At 68.7% G+C, this 16,587-nt stretch carries 17 protein-coding genes; 7 read left to right on the top strand and 10 right to left on the bottom strand.

What is annotated here, in order from left to right; genetic code table 11:
* Positions 1 to 846: a metallophosphoesterase gene (locus AC07X5_RS02610; RefSeq protein WP_494768943.1), complete on the top strand. Its 846-nt coding sequence runs from the start codon at positions 1 to 3 to the stop codon at positions 844 to 846.
* Between the two features lie 114 nt (positions 847 to 960).
* Complete coding sequence (locus AC07X5_RS02605; RefSeq protein ID WP_494768942.1) at positions 961 to 1,383, top strand: universal stress protein; 423 nt, start codon at positions 961 to 963, stop codon at positions 1,381 to 1,383.
* 63 nt (positions 1,384 to 1,446) lie between these two features.
* On the opposite strand, the gene AC07X5_RS02600 is transcribed toward AC07X5_RS02605, so the two are convergent.
* Positions 1,447 to 2,064, bottom strand: coding sequence for a TetR/AcrR family transcriptional regulator (locus AC07X5_RS02600; RefSeq protein WP_409956285.1), 618 nt, complete (start codon positions 2,062 to 2,064; stop codon positions 1,447 to 1,449).
* Between the two features lie 164 nt (positions 2,065 to 2,228).
* A complete protein-coding gene (locus AC07X5_RS02595) occupies positions 2,229 to 3,143 on the bottom strand; it encodes a LysR family transcriptional regulator ArgP (RefSeq protein WP_409956286.1) in 915 nt (304 codons plus the stop codon).
* A gap of 126 nt (positions 3,144 to 3,269) precedes the next feature.
* Between AC07X5_RS02595 and AC07X5_RS02590 the strand changes: the two genes are divergently transcribed.
* Positions 3,270 to 4,607: a D-amino acid dehydrogenase gene (locus tag AC07X5_RS02590; RefSeq protein WP_409956287.1), complete on the top strand. Its 1,338-nt coding sequence runs from the start codon at positions 3,270 to 3,272 to the stop codon at positions 4,605 to 4,607.
* A 28-nt stretch (positions 4,608 to 4,635) separates the two neighbouring features.
* Here AC07X5_RS02590 and AC07X5_RS02585 read toward each other — a convergent pair whose 3' ends face one another.
* On the bottom strand, positions 4,636 to 5,382 hold the full coding sequence (locus tag AC07X5_RS02585; protein ID WP_409956288.1) for a M14 family zinc carboxypeptidase: 747 nt from the start codon (positions 5,380 to 5,382) through the stop codon (positions 4,636 to 4,638).
* A gap of 317 nt (positions 5,383 to 5,699) precedes the next feature.
* Positions 5,700 to 6,482: an alpha/beta fold hydrolase gene (locus tag AC07X5_RS02580; RefSeq protein ID WP_494768941.1), complete on the bottom strand. Its 783-nt coding sequence runs from the start codon at positions 6,480 to 6,482 to the stop codon at positions 5,700 to 5,702.
* A 172-nt stretch (positions 6,483 to 6,654) separates the two neighbouring features.
* On the opposite strand from AC07X5_RS02580, the gene AC07X5_RS02575 reads away from it, so the two are divergent.
* Together AC07X5_RS02575 and AC07X5_RS02570 are read left to right on the top strand one after the other, a co-directional pair.
* Positions 6,655 to 7,176: a flavin reductase family protein gene (locus tag AC07X5_RS02575; protein WP_409956290.1), complete on the top strand. Its 522-nt coding sequence runs from the start codon at positions 6,655 to 6,657 to the stop codon at positions 7,174 to 7,176.
* Positions 7,176 to 7,760, top strand: coding sequence for an MOSC domain-containing protein (locus AC07X5_RS02570; RefSeq protein ID WP_494768940.1), 585 nt, complete (start codon positions 7,176 to 7,178; stop codon positions 7,758 to 7,760). The genes AC07X5_RS02575 and AC07X5_RS02570 overlap by 1 nt, the downstream gene beginning before the upstream one ends.
* A 12-nt stretch (positions 7,761 to 7,772) precedes the next feature.
* Here AC07X5_RS02570 and yccS read toward each other — a convergent pair whose 3' ends face one another.
* Genes yccS through minC form a run of 5 tightly spaced genes read right to left on the bottom strand, consistent with a single transcriptional unit; the run spans position 7,773 to position 12,413 of the window.
* Complete coding sequence (yccS, locus tag AC07X5_RS02565; RefSeq protein WP_494768939.1) at positions 7,773 to 9,989, bottom strand: YccS family putative transporter; 2,217 nt, start codon at positions 9,987 to 9,989, stop codon at positions 7,773 to 7,775.
* A 60-nt stretch (positions 9,990 to 10,049) separates the two neighbouring features.
* A complete protein-coding gene (locus AC07X5_RS02560) occupies positions 10,050 to 10,442 on the bottom strand; it encodes a VOC family protein (protein WP_409956293.1) in 393 nt (130 codons plus the stop codon).
* A gap of 48 nt (positions 10,443 to 10,490) precedes the next feature.
* On the bottom strand, positions 10,491 to 10,757 hold the full coding sequence (gene minE, locus AC07X5_RS02555; RefSeq protein ID WP_494768938.1) for a cell division topological specificity factor MinE: 267 nt from the start codon (positions 10,755 to 10,757) through the stop codon (positions 10,491 to 10,493).
* Positions 10,758 to 10,760: 3 nt separating this feature from the next.
* A complete protein-coding gene (gene minD / locus AC07X5_RS02550; protein ID WP_184855081.1) occupies positions 10,761 to 11,576 on the bottom strand; it encodes a septum site-determining protein MinD in 816 nt (271 codons plus the stop codon).
* Positions 11,577 to 11,579: 3 nt separating this feature from the next.
* Positions 11,580 to 12,413 carry a septum site-determining protein MinC gene (gene minC / locus AC07X5_RS02545; protein WP_494768937.1) on the bottom strand — a complete coding sequence of 278 codons (834 nt, stop codon included), beginning with the start codon at positions 12,411 to 12,413 and terminating at the stop codon, positions 11,580 to 11,582.
* Positions 12,414 to 12,554: 141 nt separating this feature from the next.
* Here minC and AC07X5_RS02540 point away from each other — a divergent pair, with 141 nt between their 5' ends.
* On the top strand, positions 12,555 to 13,478 hold the full coding sequence (locus tag AC07X5_RS02540) for a DMT family transporter (RefSeq protein ID WP_494768936.1): 924 nt from the start codon (positions 12,555 to 12,557) through the stop codon (positions 13,476 to 13,478).
* 197 nt (positions 13,479 to 13,675) lie between these two features.
* On the opposite strand, the gene pssA is transcribed toward AC07X5_RS02540, so the two are convergent.
* Positions 13,676 to 14,305 (bottom strand): CDP-diacylglycerol--serine O-phosphatidyltransferase, encoded by a 630-nt coding sequence (gene pssA, locus AC07X5_RS02535; RefSeq protein ID WP_409958696.1) that lies wholly within the window; start codon positions 14,303 to 14,305, stop codon positions 13,676 to 13,678.
* A gap of 307 nt (positions 14,306 to 14,612) precedes the next feature.
* On the opposite strand from pssA, the gene AC07X5_RS02530 reads away from it, so the two are divergent.
* Positions 14,613 to 16,568 (top strand): acyl-CoA synthetase, encoded by a 1,956-nt coding sequence (locus tag AC07X5_RS02530; protein ID WP_409958698.1) that lies wholly within the window; start codon positions 14,613 to 14,615, stop codon positions 16,566 to 16,568.
* Positions 16,569 to 16,587 lie beyond the last annotated feature (19 nt).

The following is a 16,587-nucleotide window of genomic DNA, read 5'->3' as shown; positions in this document are numbered from 1 at the left end:
ATGCGCATCCAGATCCTGTCCGACCTGCACCTCGAAGCCAACCCCGATTTCATGCCCGAGCCGGCGCCGGATGCGGATCTGCTGGTGCTGGCCGGCGACATCGGCTCCTACCAGGAAGGCGGCGACATGCAGGACACCGACTTCGGCCTGGCGCGCTTTTCGCCGCTGCCGCAGTTCGCAGGCTGGCCCACGCCGGTGATGTTTGTGCCAGGCAACCACGAATACGACGCGCTCGACTTCGATGTCGCCCACGCGCGCCTGCGCGCCAGCTGCGAGCGCCTGGGCATCCGCATGCTGGAGCGCGAGACCCTGGTGATGGACGGGGTGCGCTTCGTGGCCACCACGCTGTGGGCCAACTACGACGCGCTGGCCGACGACGAGCAGGCCAAGGACCTGGGGCGCCGCCTCAAGCTGCGCGAGAAGGCCTTTCGCGCGGCCAACTACTACCTGAGCAAGATGGGCGGCACCAAGGATGGCGAGCCCTTCCTGGCCGAGCCCATGCGCGAGCATGCCCTGGTCTGCGAGCAGTGGCTGCGCGAGGCGCTGGCCACGCCCTTCGAGGGCACCACGGTGGCCATCACCCATTTCGCCCCGAGCCTGCGCAGCGCCGACCCGCGCTATGGCGTGGTGCCCGGCACGGCGGGCTTTTGCAATGTGCTCGACGACCTGCTGCCAGGGGCGCAGCTATGGATCCATGGGCATCTGCATTCGCCCAGCGACTACGTGGCAGAGGGTGTGCGCGCCGATGGCAGCAAGTGGGAGTGCCGTGTGGTGGCCAATCCGCTGGGCTATGTCCGCAATGGGGAACAGGAAACCTTCCGGCCGCGCTACTGCGTCACCGTATGATGGCCCGGCAAGGGACTGCCCTTGCAACGCGCAGGATCCAAAAAGCCTGATACAGGTCAAGACAACAAGCACCGGCGCACCTTAGTCTGACCATTCCAATAGGAGAACTCGAACATGAACATCCTGCTTGCTGTCGACGGCAGCGCCTACACCAAGAAAATGCTCGCCTACCTGGCCGCCCACGAGGAGCTGCTGGGTCCCAAACACGACTACGCCATCCTCACCGTGCAGGCCCCCCTGCCACCCCGCGCCCGCTCGGCCCTGGGCAAGGAAGCTGCGGAGGCCTACCACGCCGAAGAGGCCGAGAAGATCCTCGCCCCGGTGGCCAAGTTCCTCGGCCGCCAGGGCGTGCAGCCCAAGCGCCTCGTCAAGATCGGCGCGATCGGTGAGACCATCGGCAAAGTGGCCGAGACCGGCCGCTACGACCTGCTGGTGATGGGCTCGCACGGCCACGGCGCCCTGGCCACGCTGGTCATGGGCTCGGTGACCACCCAGGTCCTGGCCAATTGCAAGGTGCCCGTGCTGCTGGTGCGATAAGGCGCTCGGCCCGCCAAGCAAGACGCCAGGCATGCCGGGCGTTTTTCATTCCAGGCTGGCGGCCTAACGTGCAACCAGGCCGTCGAAGCAGGTGCGCAGCACCAGGTCCACGATCTCGGCGTCGGAGTACTGGCCGCTTTCCTTGAGGAAAGTGACCACCGGATCGCAGGCGCGCGCATACAGGGTGTAGAGCACCACCAGGGGCGGCAGCGTGGGGTTGATCACGCCCTGTGCCTGGGCTTCGGTGATCCATTCGCCGATCTGGTCGCTGACGCGGACCAGGCGGTCCAGGTAGTCGCCGTTGGCCATGAGCACGGCACGCAGCGAGGAATTGCGGCTGGGCAAGAGCGGCATCTCGTTGGTCAGCAGGCGCTCCAGCGACCAGCGCACCAGCGCGCGCAGTTTCTCGTGCGCGGGCTGCTCGGCCGGCAGCGCGGACAGGTAGACATGCACGCGCTCCAGGATCTGCACCATGGCAGCACTGCACAGCTCTTCCTTGCTGCAGAAATGCTTGTACAGGCTGGCCTTGGCGATGCCCACCGCATTGGCGACATCGTCCATGGTCATGGCATCGAAAGCCTTCTCCCCCAGCAGGCGGCAGGCCGACTGGAGAATCGCGCCCTCCCGGGCCTGGTGCATCTGCTCCTTGAAGGACACTTTGGGTGGTAGCGTGGTGGACATGGGCCCCATCTTATACATTGCAGTAAAAAAATAAATGACAAAGTTGCTTTGCAACTACGTCGTTCACGTTTTAGTCTGCAGGAATCGTGCCGCCCCACTGCGGGGAATGTTATTTCGTGCGGGTTACCCCTTGTTGACGGCTTTTGCCGCTTCCGGGCTGCAATTCAAGGCTGGGTCAGCGTCTTGGCAGCCGTGGTGGTGAGGGCGGCGCTCAGGGCATCGAGCACCACCGACTCCAGGTTCCAGCAGTGCCAGTACAGCTGGATGGGCAGGGCGTGGCCGGGCGCCAGGTCGACCATGCTGCCGTCGGCAACCGGCCCGCGTGCCAGCAGCTCCGGCACCACGCCCACGGCCCAGCCTGCGGCCACCGCACGCATCTGGCCTTCGGTACTGGGGACGAACAGGTGGTTCAGCGCCACGCGCTTGAGCCCGAAGGCGCGGGCCACGAACTCGGCCGCCATGTCGTCCTTGCGGTTGAACGACAGAAAGGACACCTCGCGGAAATTGTGCGGCGTCAGCCCGTGCGGCAGGTGCTTCTCGGCAAAGTCGCGCGAGGCCACGGCCACGTAGCGCATGGCGCCCAGCGGCACCATCTTGCAGCCGCGCAGCGCCTGCTTGAGCGTGGTGACGCAGCCCAGCACCTGGCCCGAGCGCAGCCACTCCTGCGTGAAATCCTGGTCATCGACGATGATTTCCAGCGGCAGGCGCTGGCCCACCAGCTCGTGCAGGGCGCCCATGGCCCAGGTGGCGATGCTGTCGGCATTGATGGCGATGGAGATGCGCTCGTCTTCGCGCGTAGCCCCGGGTGCGCTCGGGGCCAGCTCCTGCAGGTCGCGCTCCAGGTCGGCGCGCAACAGGCGCATCTGCTTGGTGTGCTTGAGCAGCAGTTGCCCCGCCGAAGTCGGCCGCAGCGGCCGGCTGCGCACGATGAGCACCGAACCGACCTGCGCCTCCAGCGCGCGCAAGCGCTGGGAGACGGCCGACTGCGTGACATTCAGGCGCTGGGCAGCACGCTCGAAGCCGCCCTCTTCAACGATGGCGGCAAGGCATTCCAGGGCGGCGGGGTCATAGGTGCTCATGGCGGGCTCTCGGCAAACGTTACAAGGGACGCCTTGTGGGCGGCCATTGCATTAGACAGACTGATGCGTTTGGATGTAGTTTAATTTTGCTTTTAGTGGAACGCAATGTGGATCACACTGCCATCCATGAAAACCATCATCCTGGGCGCCGGCATCATCGGCATCAGCACCGCGTGGCACCTGCTGGAACGGGGCCACGAGGTCATCGTGGTCGACCGCCAGCCCGATGCGGCGCTGGAGACCAGTTTTGCCAACGCGGCGCAGATCTCGGTGAGCTACTGCGAGCCCTGGGCCAACCGCGAGGCCCCGCTCAAGGCGCTCAAATGGATGTTCGACAAGGAGGCGCCGCTGCTGTTCCGCCCTCAGCTCGACTGGGAGCAATGGCGCTGGGGCCTGAAGTTCCTGGCCCAGTGCAATGACACGGCCTTCGAGCGCAATGTGCAGCAGATCGTGGCGCTGGGCGCCTACAGCCATGCCGCGCTCAAGGAGCTGGTGGCCACCACCGGCATCGAGTACAACCGGCTCGAACGCGGCATTGCCCACTTCTATACCGACCAGAAGTCCTTTGACGACGCCGGCCATGCCGTGGAGCTGATGCGCAAGCACGGCGTGCAACGCCGGCTGGTGAGCAAAGAAGAGCTGCTGCAGATCGAGCCCGCGTTCAAGGCCTATGGCGAGCACATCACGGGTGGCACCTACACCAGCACCGACGAGAGCGGCGATGCGCGCGTCTTCACGCAGGCGCTGGCACGGCGCTGCGCCGAGCGCGGCGTGCAGTTCCTCTACGGCCACGACGTGCTGCGCCTGAACAGGATCGGCGACGCCATCGACTCGGTGGCCGTGGTGCCGCGCGCGGCCAACGGGCTGAAGAAGGATTTCCTGCTCAAGGCCGACGCCGTGGTCGTGGCCTGCGGCTCCTACAGCGCGCCGCTGTTGCGCACCGTGGGCGTGGACCTGCCGATCTACCCCGGCAAGGGCTACAGCGCCACCTTCCCGCTGCTCAAGCCCGAAGCGGCACCCTCGGTCTCGACCATCGACGACGGCCGCAAGATCGCCATGAGCCGCCTGGGCAATATGCTGCGCGTGGCTGGCACCATCGAGCTGGGTGGCTACGACCTGTCACTCGACTCGCCGGTGGCCAGGGCCCGTTGCCACATGCTGTCGCGCCGCATCGAGGAGATCCTGCCCGGCGTGTGCGACACGCGCACGCCCGAGCAGGGCGGCAACCCGCAGTACTGGACCGGCCTGCGCCCCGCCACCCCCACCAACATCCCCTTCATCGGCCGCACCCGCCTGGGCAAGCTGTGGGTCAACGCCGGCCACGGCACGCTGGGCTGGACGCATGGCGCGGGCTCGGGCAAGGCCCTGGCCGAACTCATCAGCGGCGAGCGCCCGGCGATGCATTTCGGCTTCCTGGGCGAGCAGGCCGCACGGCCGCGCGGCGCCACGCTGGCGACCTCCTGAGCGCTTTGCCGCCTTTCGGCGGAGCCCATCAGGGCTTCGGTTCAGGCCCCAGGGCCTCCTGCCAATGCTCGCCCATCCAGCGCAGCAGGTCGCGCCACATCGAGCGCACCTCGGCATCCGCCGGCATATTCAGCGCATGCGGCAGTTCGATGGTGACCACCGGCATGCCGCGGTGCACGCCGCCATAGTTGCCCAGCGACCCGGGAAAGATGCCCACCTGGTCCAGCCACAGGCGCCCCAGCCGCTCGGGCGGTGACAACGGGCCGTCGAAATCGAGCACGCCGTAGGGCGCATGGATACTCACGATCAGGTGCGGCTGGAAGGCCGCCATCTGCGCGTGCAGGAACTGCGATTCGGGCTCGGACAGCGGCGCCTTGCCGGGAAAGCGCCGCGGGTCGCGTTTGGTGCGCTTGTCCCAGTACAGCGGCGCATCCTTCTCCCAGCCGGGCGTGGGGAAGTTGCGGTTCAGGTCCACCCCGCGGCCGTTGGTGCGCGTGGCCGGCCGGGCCAGCAGGCCATCGGGGTTGAGCACGGGGATGAAGCGCCAGTGCACAGGCCGTTCGGTCTGCTCGGCCAGGGCGATCCAGCGCACGGCCAGTGCCGCGGCCGTGAGCTCGTCGCCATGGATGGCGCCAACGATCAGCACGCGCAGCGGGGCCTCGGCAGCGCCCGGCACGGCCGGGGCCGGCACATCGCGCCAGAACAAGGGCACCCCGTGCGCCGACAGCGCGCCGCTGGGCGTGAGCCCCGCTTCTTCGCACTGAGCACGGGACACGGTGGGCAGGCGTGACAGAAAGAGTGCACAGGCCCCGGGGCCGGCCGGAGCGGAGGCACGGGTAGCCACAGGTGCAGCGGGTGCGGGGAGAGCGGCCGGCTCCGTGCTTGCAGCGGAGAGGGCAGGAGGCGATGGCGCCTGGAGCACCTGTACGGGCGTCGGCGCCCGCTGCGCCGTCGTGCCGCGCTCGACATCGGCCCGCGGAGCAATCCACAGGCCCCCTGCCGCCAGGGCCGCAAGCACGGCGCCGGCCAGCACCGGACCCCGCCAGGCCGCGCCCTGGGGCCGCGCAGGGGAGGCGGAAAAATCGCCCTGGGTCAATGCAGTACCCGGGTCGTGGCCAGGAAGTCCGCCAACGCGCCATCGAACGCGTCGGGGTCTTCGAGCTGGGGCCAGTGGCCTGCGTACGGCAGGTCCAGGTAGCGCGCATCGGGCAGCACATGGGCCAGGGCCTGCAGGGCCGCCGGCGGCGTGCAGCGGTCCTGCGCACCGCCGAGGATCAAGGTGGGCATGTGCAGCTGGCCCAGCACGCCGGCGCTGCGATCAAAGGTGGACAGCGCCTGCAGCGCGCGGCGGTAGGAGCCTTTGTAGACCTGTGAAAGGGCATGGGTGGCCAGGCGCACGCCTTCGGGCAAGGCGCCGCTGCCGATGAACTGCGGCACCAGGGCGTGGGCCAGGCGCTCCATGTCGTCCTGCGCGGAATCGAGGGCTGCCAGTCGCGGCTCCACCCAGTCCCGCTGGGCCCGGGCATCGAGGGCCGGACCGCCGGCGCACAGCACCAGGCGGCGCACCACGGCGCTCTGGCGCACGGCCACCTCCAGCGCCACCATGGCGCCCAGGCCATGGCCAACCAGCGTGACCGGGCCGCACTGCAGCGCAGCGATCAGCGCCAGGCAGCTTTCGGCCAGGCCCTTGAAGCCGTAGGGTTCGATGGGCGCGCTGTTGCCGTAGCCGGGCATGTCCCAGGCCACGGCGCGGTAGCCCAGGCTGGCCAGGGTTTCGACCTGGGGCGCGAAGGTCAGGTGGCCACCGTCTGCGTCGTGCAGCATGAGCACGGTGTGCCCGCTGCCCAGGGTGGAGAAATGGGGGAGAAGAGCCATCAATGTCCTGCAAAGGCCCTGCCACGGGCAGGGGTCAACCCATGATAGCCGAGGCTTTTTTAACCCCGGACGGCGGTCGGGCCATACGGGTGCTACCCCGAAGACAGCATGGCTGTGGCTTGCAGCCCATAATGGCCCCCTGCCCCCTTCCAGCCACCGCGCCTGTCCTTTCGTGAACCGCCCCCTGCCCCGCCCCGCCCTTGCCCGGCCCCCGAGCTTCTCCGCCCGCGAGTTCCGCGATGCGCTGGGCATGTTCGCCACGGGCGTCACCATCGTCACTGCGCGCAATGAGGACGGCTCGCTGGTGGGGCTCACGGCCAGCTCGTTCAATTCGGTCTCGCTGGCCCCGCCGCTGGTGCTGTGGAGCCTGTCGCGTGGCGCCAGCACCATGCCGACCTTCGCCAACGGCGCGCACTACGCCATCAACGTGCTCGCAGCGGACCAGAAGCAGTTGGCCGAACGCTTCGCCACGCGCGGCATCGACCGCTGGGCCGGCGTGCAGCACCACCCCGGCACCAACGGCGCGCCCGTGCTCGATGGCGCGGCCGCGGCCTTCGAATGCTTCAACCGCAGCCGCTACGAAGAGGGCGACCACCTGATCTTCGTGGGCGAGGTCGAGCACTGCAGCCACCGCGCCGGCGTGCCGCCGCTGCTGTACCACGGCGGGCGCTTTTATACCGAGCACCCGCTGTGATGCCGGGCGTGCTGGTGCGCCATGTGAGTACCGGCAGTGCCCGCCGCCTCAAGGTGGGCGCGCGCAGCGTGCTCAGCGCCATCGGCAAGGCGCCGGTTGCCAGCCCGGTGGCCGTGGGGCGGCTGGGCCTGGCCGGCGATGAACAGGCGGACCTGAATGTTCACGGCGGCCTGGACAAGGCGGTCTACGCCTACCCGGCTGTGCACTACGCCTTCTGGCAGGCGCAGCGGCGCGAGCGTGGCGTGAGCCTGTTCGATGAGGAGCTGCCGCCCGGATTCATGGGCGAGAACCTCACCGTGGACGGGCCGCTGGAGCACGAGGTCTTTGTCGGCGACGAGCTGCACTTCCCCGATTGCGTGCTGCGCGTGACCGCGCCGCGCGAGCCCTGCTTCAAGTTCAATGCCGTGATGGGCTTTGCCGAGGCCGGCCGCGCCATGGCGCTGGCGGGCTGCTGCGGCTACTACCTGGCGGTGGACCGGTCCGGCAGCATCGTGGCGGGCCAGCAGGCCACCCTGGTGCCTGGACGGCGCTCTCTGAGCATCGCCCAGTCCTTTGCCGCGAAGTTCGCCAGGCACTCGCGCTAGCCAGCGCGTCTTTCAGCTCTGCGCGGCGGGCCCCGGCTGAGGTTCGCTCCATTGCCGCGCCTGTTCCTGCAGCTGTGGAAACACCTTTCCCACCAGCGCCAGTTGTGCGGCCATCAGGCTGTGATTGGAAGCGGCAGGCGCCCCGAATTCCTGCAGCACCTGTGCCACCGCCGGGGCTGCGGGCACCCTGGAGATGCCGGCCCCGGTCTGCCGCTGTGCCTGTTCCAGCTGCCCGGCCAGCTGCTGCAGGGACGACAGCAGCGCCCCGGCCATCTCCTGCGACCTGGCATCCACCGACTGCGCCCCTGCCCCGCCGCGCTGGGCGCCCAGGGCCGAGAGGTAGTTGAGCTGGGTGTGCGACAGGCGCAGGAAGTTGGCCACCGCCGCCACGTTGCCGCGCACACCGCGGGGCTCCTTGAGCATGGCGCTGTAGGAGTTGGACAGCGCGGCATCGGCATTGTGGGCATTACGCCGCGCCAGACGGTATTCCAGGTGGTCGTGCTTGCCGCTGTGGTACTGCGCCAGGATGGCGCGCAGGTACAGCGCCTGCGTCTGCAGCACCTGGGCCGCCAGCCGCGGCCACTGGCGCGACTGCCAGTGCGGCAGCACCAGCCAGGCGGCTGCGGCCGCGATCAGGCAACCGGCCGCCGTGTCCAGCAGGCGCGCGAGGATCACGCCCTGGGCCATGCCCATCTGGTGAAAGCCCAGCAGCAGCAAGGTGGTGACCGCTGCCGTGGCCAGCACATAGCGGGTGTGGCGCGCACCGAAGAACACGGCACCGGCCAGCACCAGCAGTGCGGCCTGGAGCAGCGCCGACGGAAACAGCTGGACGGCCGCCCAGCCCAGCGCCAGGCCGATGGCCGTGCCCTGGGCGCGCTGCAGCAGCCGTGTCTGCGTGGCTGCGTACTGCGGCTGGCTCACGAACACGATGGTCAGCAGGATCCAGTAACCGTGCGGGTCGCTGGTGGCCTGCATGAGGGCAAACCCCGCCAGCAGCGACAGGGCCAGCCGCACGCCGTGCCGCAGCCAGGGCGACTGCGCATGCAGCTGCGCACGCACACGGTCCCAGGCATCGCGCAGGCTGCGCGGCTCGCGGTCGAGCAGGGCGTGGTCGACACCGGCCCCGGCGGCCGCACCTCCCAGTGCGGTGGCGAACACCGCGGCCATGGCTGCCAGGTTGGCACCCAGCGCATGCAAGGAGCGCAGGGGCCGGGCCATGGAGGCGGCACCCTGCGATCCAGCCAGGTCGGCGGCGACGCCATCCTGGTGCGCGATGGCGGCCTGCATGTCCTCGATGGCGCGCGAGGTCATCCCCGCGTGCTGCGGGGGCGACTGCTGCTGGATGGCGAGCGACAGCCTGAGCGACTGTTCCCCCAGCAGGGTCAGCACGCGCTGGCAGCGGTAGAGCGCGTCGCTGTGGAAAAACGCCGTGGCCAGCAGATCGTAGTGCTCGTGCGAAGAGCTCACGCGCTCGTGCACGTCCTGCGCGGCCAGGTACTGGTGCATGGCCGCCTGCAGCCAGGCCGGCGGCATGCCCGGGCCCATGCGGCTCATGAGACTTTCCTTGGCGGCGTTGAGGGCATCCACCACGCGCCCGTTGTGCAGGGCCAGCGCCATGCGCCGGTGCTCCAGGTCCACATCGCGCACCGGTTCGAGCAGCAGGGCCTTCAGGCGCAGGTACTCGCCCAGCACCGCGTACAGCCGGGCCAGTCGAAAGCGCACCGGCGCGCGCGGCATGGCGCCGGCCCAGGCCACCGAGACCAGCCCGTACCAGGCCGCGCCGGCCAGCATCAGCGGCGTCGCTTGCGCCGCCCCGGCGCGGCTGGTGTGGGCCGCCAAGGCCGCATAGATGAACAGCACCAGCGTGCCGAAGGCAATGGCCCGGTAGCGCTCGCCGATTGCGCCCAACAGGGTGAAGGCCAGGGCCGACAGCGCCAGCACCGCCATCAGCACCCAGGGCCACGCCACCGTGGCCCACACCGCCAGCGCCATGAGGCCGAAACAGCCCAGCGTGAGCAGCTGCGCGCGCAGGCGGCCGCGCCAGCTGTCGTCGGTTTCGGTCAGGGCGCTGGCGATCACGCCCAGCAGCACCGGCATCAGCTCGGTCTGCCACCCCTCCCCCCAGCCCCAGGCCAGCACAGCCGCCAGCGCGGCAAAGGCGCGCGCTCCGCGCGTGAAGCCTTCATGGTTGCGTGCGCGTTGCCAACTGGATTTCCAGGATGCTTCCACAGGAATGCCTCATATCAGGGATTACCCTGATGTTAAGCAATAAACCGGCCAGAAGGCTGCTCAGGCCGCCCCGTGGCAGCACACGCACAGCTTGTTGCCGTCCGGATCGCGAAAATACGCCCCGTAATAGTTCGCGTGGTACTGGGGGCGCAGGCCGGGCGGGCCGTCGCAACTGCCGCCATGGCGCAGGGCCAGGGCATGGACTTCGTCCACCGTGCTCCGGTCGGCCGCCAGCAGCGCATTCATGGCGCCATTGCCCGGGCTGGCGGCCTGCCCGTCGAACGGGCGGCCGATGAGGAACAGCGGCCGCGCAACGCCGGGCACCTGCCAGCCGGCCCAAGGGACGCCAGGCTCGCAAAAGCGCTGCGCCAGGCCCAAGCGCCCGAGCACCGGGCCATAGAAGGCCAGGGCGCGCTCGAAATCGTTCACGCCGATATGGACATGGGACAGCATGCGCCGATCACCTCCAGAATGCTCGCCGCACGGAAGCGGCGCGGGACCTCAGCGCAAGGTGTCAGGCAGCTCGATCTTGACCTCGAGCACTTCCAGGTTGTCCTGGCGTTCCAGGTGCACCTTGAGGTCTTCGGGGTTGATCTTCACGTACTTGGAGATCACCAGCACCAGTTCGCGCTGCAGCGCGGGCAGGTAGTCGGGCTCGGACGCGTTGCGGCCGTTGCGTTCGTGCGCCAGGATGATCTGCAGGCGCTCCTTGGCAACGCTGGCCGTCTTCTTCTTTTCGCCGAGAAGAAAGGAAAGAAAGGATGCCATGTCTTACTTGCTCCCGAACAGGCGTTTGAAGAAACCGGGCTTTTCGGCTTCGATGAAACGCAGGGGCTTTTCCGCCCCGAGGAAGCGGTCGACGACGTCCTTGTAGGCCTCGGACACGTCCGTGCCCTGGGCATGGATGGCCGGCGTGCCCTGGTTGGACGACTGCAGCACCACTTCGGACTCGGGGATCACGCCGATCAGCTTGATGCGCAGGATGTCCTGGATGTCCTCCAGCGAGAGCATCTGGCCGTCTTCGACCCGGCTCGGGTTGTAGCGGGTGATCAGCAGGTGCTCCTTGATCGGCTCGCCACCCTCGATCGCACGCTTGGTCTTGCTGCCCAGCATGCCCAGGATGCGGTCGGAATCGCGCACCGAAGACACCTCGGGGTTGGTGACCAGCAGGGCCTCGTCGGCGAAGTGCATGGCCATGAGGGCACCGCTCTCGATGCCGGCGGGCGAGTCGCAGACGATGTACTCGAAGCCCATCTCGGCCAGATCCTTGAGGATCTTCTCCACGCCGTCCTGCTTGAGGGCGTCCTTGTCGCGCGTCTGGCTGGCGGCCAGCACGAACAGGTTCTCGCACTGCTTGTCCTTGATGAGGGCCTGGTTCAGGTTGGCCTCGCCCTGGATCACGTTGATGAGGTCGTACACCACGCGGCGTTCGCAGCCCATGATGAGGTCCAGGTTGCGCAGGCCGACGTCGAAGTCGATCACGGCGGTCTTGTGGCCGCGCAGGGCGAGGCCGGTGGCAAAGCTGGCGCTGGTGGTGGTCTTGCCCACTCCCCCCTTGCCGGAGGTCACGACGACGATTTTGGCCATGGATTATTGGATCTCTCTGGGGTTGATACGTACGGGATTGCGCAGCGGCTCGATGAAGAGCTTCTCGCCTTCCAGGCGCACCTGGGCCGGCCTGCCCGCGACCTCGTCGGGCAGGGCGGTCTCCGTGGTGCGGTAGATGCCTGCGATGGACACCAGCTGCGGCTCCATGCAGGTGGAAAAGATGCGTGCCTCGGTGTTGCCGCGGGCGCCAGCAATGGCGCGCCCGCGCAGCGGGGCATACACGTGGATGTTGCCATCGGCAATGACCTCGGCACCGAAGCTGACCATGGCCAGCACCACCAGGTCGCAGCCGCGCGCATAGACCTGCTGGCCCGAACGCAGCGGCTTGTCGATCACCATGGTGCCGGGGCCGGCCACGGGCACTTCGCGCACCACCTCGACCTCGTGCACCACCTCGCGGATGACTTCCTGCACCTGGACGGGTGTTTCGGCTGCCTGCTCTGCCGGTTCTTCTTCTGCGGGCGGGGCTTCGGCACGGGGAGGTGGAACATCGGGCGCCACGCTGAGGCCCGCTTCGCGTGCGGCCTCCATCTGGGCCGCGTTGCCGCCGCGCACCGCCACGGGAAGGGTGCGGTGCTCGCGCAGCACGGCGACGATGGCGGCGAAGTCGATGGATTCCTCGGCCTCGCGCACCAGGGCCAGATCGATCAGCACCGGGTCGTTGTCGAAGAAGCCGGGGGCGTCGGCGACCCGTTCGGCCAGTTCGGCAGCGAACTGGGCCGCATCGGTGGTCTTGAGCAGCACGGCCACCACGGGCAGGCTTGCGCTCTTGAGATCGAAGCGGGTGCGGACCTGGGCCGCCGTGGAAAAGGCCATGTCGACGGGGTTGGTTGATTGGAAGCGCCTGGAAACCCCAGGCGCCATGGGCAAAGTGTACCGTGGGCCCGCAGGTGCCCTGTTTCGGGGTGTCCGGCCGGTGCCAGCGGCCTTGGCGCGCCCCTCCCATAATCGGCCGCCATGTCCATCGCCCGCAAAACCCACCTCGATTCCCTGGCCGTCGGCCTGTTGCTCGCCTGCTGCATGTTCTGGGGCTTCCAGCAGGTGCTGGTCAAGGCCACGGTGGCCGAGGTGGCACCGGTATTCCAGGCCTCGGTGCGCTTCGTGCTGGCCGCCCTGGCCATCGCCGCCTGGTGCCTGTGGCGCGGTGTGCCCTTGTCCAGCCGCGGCGAACCCGCGGGCGCGCTGCGCGGCGGCCTGCTGGCGGGTGCCCTGTTCGCGGGCGAATTCGCCTGCATCTACCTGGGCCTGCAGTACACCAGCGCCTCGCGGCTCACGGTGTTCCTGTATGGGGCGCCGTTCTGGGTGGCCCTGCTGCTGCCGCGCTTCATACCGAGCGAACGGCTGCGCGGCTGGCAGTGGCTGGGCCTGGCAGCCGCCTTCGTGGGCGTGGGGCTGGCCCTGGGCGATGGCATGGTCGGCCCGGCCAACGCCGCCATGCCCCTGGCCTGGCTGGGCGACCTGCTGGGCGTGGCATCGGGCGTGATGTGGGCACTGACCACGGTGGTGATACGCACCACGGCTCTGGCGCGCGTGGCGCCTGCGAAGCAGCTGTTCTACCAGGTGGGCGTGAGCGCCGCCGTGCTGCCCTTCCTGTCCCTGGCGCTGGGCGAGACCTGGGGCTGGCAGTTCAGCGCCTTTGCCTGGGGCTCCCTGCTGGTGCAGGCCCTGGTCGGCGCCTTCGTGAGCTACTTGGCCTGGATGTGGATGCTGGCCCACTACCCGGCCACGCGCATCTCGGTGTTCGTGTTCCTGACCCCGGTCTTCGCCCTGCTGTTCGGCGCCCTGTGGCTGGGCGAGCCCGTGACGCCCGGGCTGGTGGTGGCCCTGGGGCTGGTGGCGGTGGGGATTGTGCTGGTCAATCGCAAGCCGGCAGCCGCTTGAGGATCACACGACGACTCGATACAGACATCCAAGGCACGGCATCAGAAATCGCGCTGTCCCAAGCCAGGGCGGCCGTGCAAGGGCCGCCCCGCTGCGGATGCGGCGCTTCGCTTGCGTGCACTGGCTGCGTCCCCCTTCTCGAATGACGCAGTCATTCAAGAGAAGGGGTGAAGGCGCGAAGCGACTCAGGGGGATGCTCAGAATTTAGGAATACGGATGCGGCTGATCATGAGGGAGCCGGAGGCGGCAAACAGCAGCACCAGCGGGTGCAAGGTGAACCCGCCGATCAGCACCTTGCCGAACCACAGGTTCTCACCCAGCGCGCCCATGTAGGCGGCCAGGGCCAGCAGGCCCACGAGCACGATGGAGGTGGGGATGGGCGTGCCCTCGAAGTAGCGGACCTTGCCGTCGTCGCCCGAGAGCGTTTCGGCCGTGACGTTGTAGCGCGCCAGGCGCGAGACGCCGCAGGCCACGAAGTAGGCCAGCACCACGCGGTCGTACAGGCCCTGCATGCCGCAGCCGTAGGCGATGATGGCGGGCGCCACGCCGAACGAGATCACGTCGGCCAGCGAATCGAGCTCGCGCCCCATGGCCGAGCTTTTCTGGCGCCAGCGTGCGATGCGGCCGTCCAGCACGTCGAAGACCAGCGCGGCCAGCACCAGGGCGGCCGCGAAGTAGATGTGCAGCACCTCGCGCGTGCCCAGGTAGGTCATGGCCGAGAACAGCGCGCCCACGCCGCACACCGCATTGCCCAGCGTGAACCAGTCGGCCAGGTGGAACTCGCGGATCATCGAAAAGCGCTTGGGATGGGTTTGGGGGGTGGTCATGTCAGGAGTGCTCCGGTCGCGCCAGGGGGAAGTGGTGACGCCACATTATGGGCGGCGGCGGGCGGCAGCCCCTGTAGGCACATTTCCCGCGCGCCCCTTGCAGGGGTGTCCATCCACTGTCAATATTCTTGAACAGTGTGTCCATGGTTTTGAGCAATTGTCAAAAAATCATCGCGCACCAACAATGGTCCGCCCGCCTGTTCCTTCAGGATGGAGCCGATTTGCCAGGAGACAAAACCATGCACATTGCCCGGAGCGCACAGCCGCCCTGCCCCACCCTTGCCGCCACGGACCTGGGAGCCCGCGCATGACGGCGATGCCCGCCGGAACCGTGGACCCGCGCCCACCCCTTTCCGCCCCCTTTGCCCCGGCATTCCCTGTACACAGCCTGCAGGACGTGGAGCGCCTGGAGGCCGTCCCGCTGGCCCAGGCGCTGACGGTGCAGAGCACCTACGAGATCTTCCGCAATTCGGCCCATGCCTTTGGCGACAAGACGGCGCTGAGCTTTCTGCCCACTGCCGACCCGGCGGATGCGCCCGTGCGCTGGTCGTATGCGCAGTTGCTGGCCGGTATCCACCAGACGGCCAACCTGCTGCACACGCTGGGCGTGGGGCCGCAGGACGCGGTGGCCGTGCTGCTGCCCGGCTGCCTGGAATACCACCTGGCCCTGTGGGGCGGCGAGGCAGCCGCCATCGTGCAGCCGCTCAACCCGCTGCTCACGCCCGAAAAGCTCGCCTCCATGATGACCCTGGCCCGTGCCAAGGTGCTGATCGCCTACGGCGAGGACGGCGACTCGGGCTTCTGGACCAAGGCCATGGGCCTGCGCAGCCAGGTGCCGACCCTGCGCACCGTGCTGCGCGTGGCCCCGCATGGCGAGGCGCCGGGCGCCACCGGCCCGCTGCCGGATGGGGTGATCGACTTCTTTGCCAGCCGCAGCGCCCAGCCCGATGACCGGCTGGTGAGCGGCCGGCGCATCGCGCCCAGCGACATCGCGGCCTATTTCCACACCGGCGGCACCACGGGCGCGCCCAAGATCGCGCGGCACAGCCATGGCGCCCAGGTCTTCACGGCCTGGGCCTGCGTGCAAATGCAGGGCATACGCCCCGAGGACGCGGGCATCAACGGCTACCCGCTGTTCCACGTGGCGGGCGTGCTGCCCGGTGCCCTGGCCGCACTGTCGGCCGGGGTGGAGACCATCATCCCGACCACCGGGCTGTTTCGCAACCGCCAGGTGCTCGCCAACTACTGGCGCCTGGCCGAGCGCTACCGCTGCACCTACCTGTCGGCAGTGCCCACGGTGCTGGCCGCGCTGGCCAACGTGCCGCTGGATGGGGCCGACATCTCCACCCTGCGCTACTGCCGCACCGGCGCCGCCATCCTCGCGCCCGAGCTGGCGGCGCGCTTCGAGCGCCTGTTCGGCCTGCATGTGCACGAAAGCCTGGGCATGACCGAGATGGCCGGCATCTCCAGCGTCACACCGCCGGGCGTGAACGCGCCCGCAGGCTGCGTGGGCTGGCGCCTGCCCTACACACGGCTGCGCATCGTGGCGCTGGACGCGCACAGCAATGCCTCGGACCAGGAGATGCCGCCCGGCCAGCCGGGCATGGTGCTGTTCCAGTCGCCCAACCTGTTCTCGGGTTTTCTCGATCCCGCCGACACGGCACGGGCCTTCACGGCCGATGGCTGGCTGGCCACGGGCGACCTGGGCTTCATCGATGGCGAGGGCCGGCTGCACCTGAGCGGGCGCTCCAAGGACCTGATCATCCGCAGCGGCCACAACATCGACCCCAAAGTGATCGAGGATGCCCTGGGCGCCCACCCCGCCGTGCAACTGTGCGCCGCCGTGGGCGCGCCCGACGCCTATGCGGGCGAATTGCCAGTGGTCTTTGCCACCCTGGTGCCCGGCGCGCAGGCCAGCGAGGCCGAGCTGCTGGCCTTCGCCTGCGCGGGTGTGGACGAGGCCGTGGCGCGGCCGCGCAGCCTCACGGTGCTGGAGACTATGCCCGTGACCAACGTGGGCAAGATCTACAAGCCCACCCTGCGCCTGCAGGCCGCCTGCCAGAGCGTGCAGGCGCTGGTGGATGGCGTGTGCGCCGACCTGGGCCTGACCGCCCGCCCCGCCGTGCAGGCCCAGGGGGAAAGCGCAGTGCGCGTCACCCTCGATGCCGGTGCGCCGCCGGCCCTCGGCGAGCGTCTGCGCCAGGTGCTTGAGCCCCTGCCCATCCAGGTGCACATCGGTGCCGGGCCACCGCCCGCCGCTTGAGCCTTTTCAACCATAGAAA

The organism is Acidovorax sp. GW458-11-26-14-TSB4, from assembly GCF_059423865.1.
Note: the sequence above shows the minus strand (reverse complement) of the source record. Positions and strands in the feature narration are given on the sequence as shown.

Bases quoted from the DNA above. Each gene is read 5' to 3' on its own strand.
- AC07X5_RS02610 (WP_494768943.1), top strand. From the start codon at position 1: ATGCGCATCCAGATCCTGTCCGACCTGCACCTCGAAGCCAACCCCGAT.
- AC07X5_RS02605 (WP_494768942.1), top strand. From the start codon at position 961: ATGAACATCCTGCTTGCTGTCGACGGCAGCGCCTACACCAAGAAAATG.
- AC07X5_RS02600 (WP_409956285.1), bottom strand. From the start codon at position 2,064: ATGTCCACCACGCTACCACCCAAAGTGTCCTTCAAGGAGCAGATGCAC.
- AC07X5_RS02595 (WP_409956286.1), bottom strand. From the start codon at position 3,143: ATGAGCACCTATGACCCCGCCGCCCTGGAATGCCTTGCCGCCATCGTT.
- AC07X5_RS02590 (WP_409956287.1), top strand. From the start codon at position 3,270: ATGAAAACCATCATCCTGGGCGCCGGCATCATCGGCATCAGCACCGCG.
- AC07X5_RS02580 (WP_494768941.1), bottom strand. From the start codon at position 6,482: ATGGCTCTTCTCCCCCATTTCTCCACCCTGGGCAGCGGGCACACCGTG.
- AC07X5_RS02570 (WP_494768940.1), top strand. From the start codon at position 7,176: ATGCCGGGCGTGCTGGTGCGCCATGTGAGTACCGGCAGTGCCCGCCGC.
- AC07X5_RS02560 (WP_409956293.1), bottom strand. From the start codon at position 10,442: ATGCTGTCCCATGTCCATATCGGCGTGAACGATTTCGAGCGCGCCCTG.
- minE (WP_494768938.1), bottom strand. From the start codon at position 10,757: ATGGCATCCTTTCTTTCCTTTCTTCTCGGCGAAAAGAAGAAGACGGCC.
- minD (WP_184855081.1), bottom strand. From the start codon at position 11,576: ATGGCCAAAATCGTCGTCGTGACCTCCGGCAAGGGGGGAGTGGGCAAG.
- minC (WP_494768937.1), bottom strand. From the start codon at position 12,413: ATGGCCTTTTCCACGGCGGCCCAGGTCCGCACCCGCTTCGATCTCAAG.
- AC07X5_RS02540 (WP_494768936.1), top strand. From the start codon at position 12,555: ATGTCCATCGCCCGCAAAACCCACCTCGATTCCCTGGCCGTCGGCCTG.
- pssA (WP_409958696.1), bottom strand. From the start codon at position 14,305: ATGACCACCCCCCAAACCCATCCCAAGCGCTTTTCGATGATCCGCGAG.
- AC07X5_RS02530 (WP_409958698.1), top strand. From the start codon at position 14,613: ATGACGGCGATGCCCGCCGGAACCGTGGACCCGCGCCCACCCCTTTCC.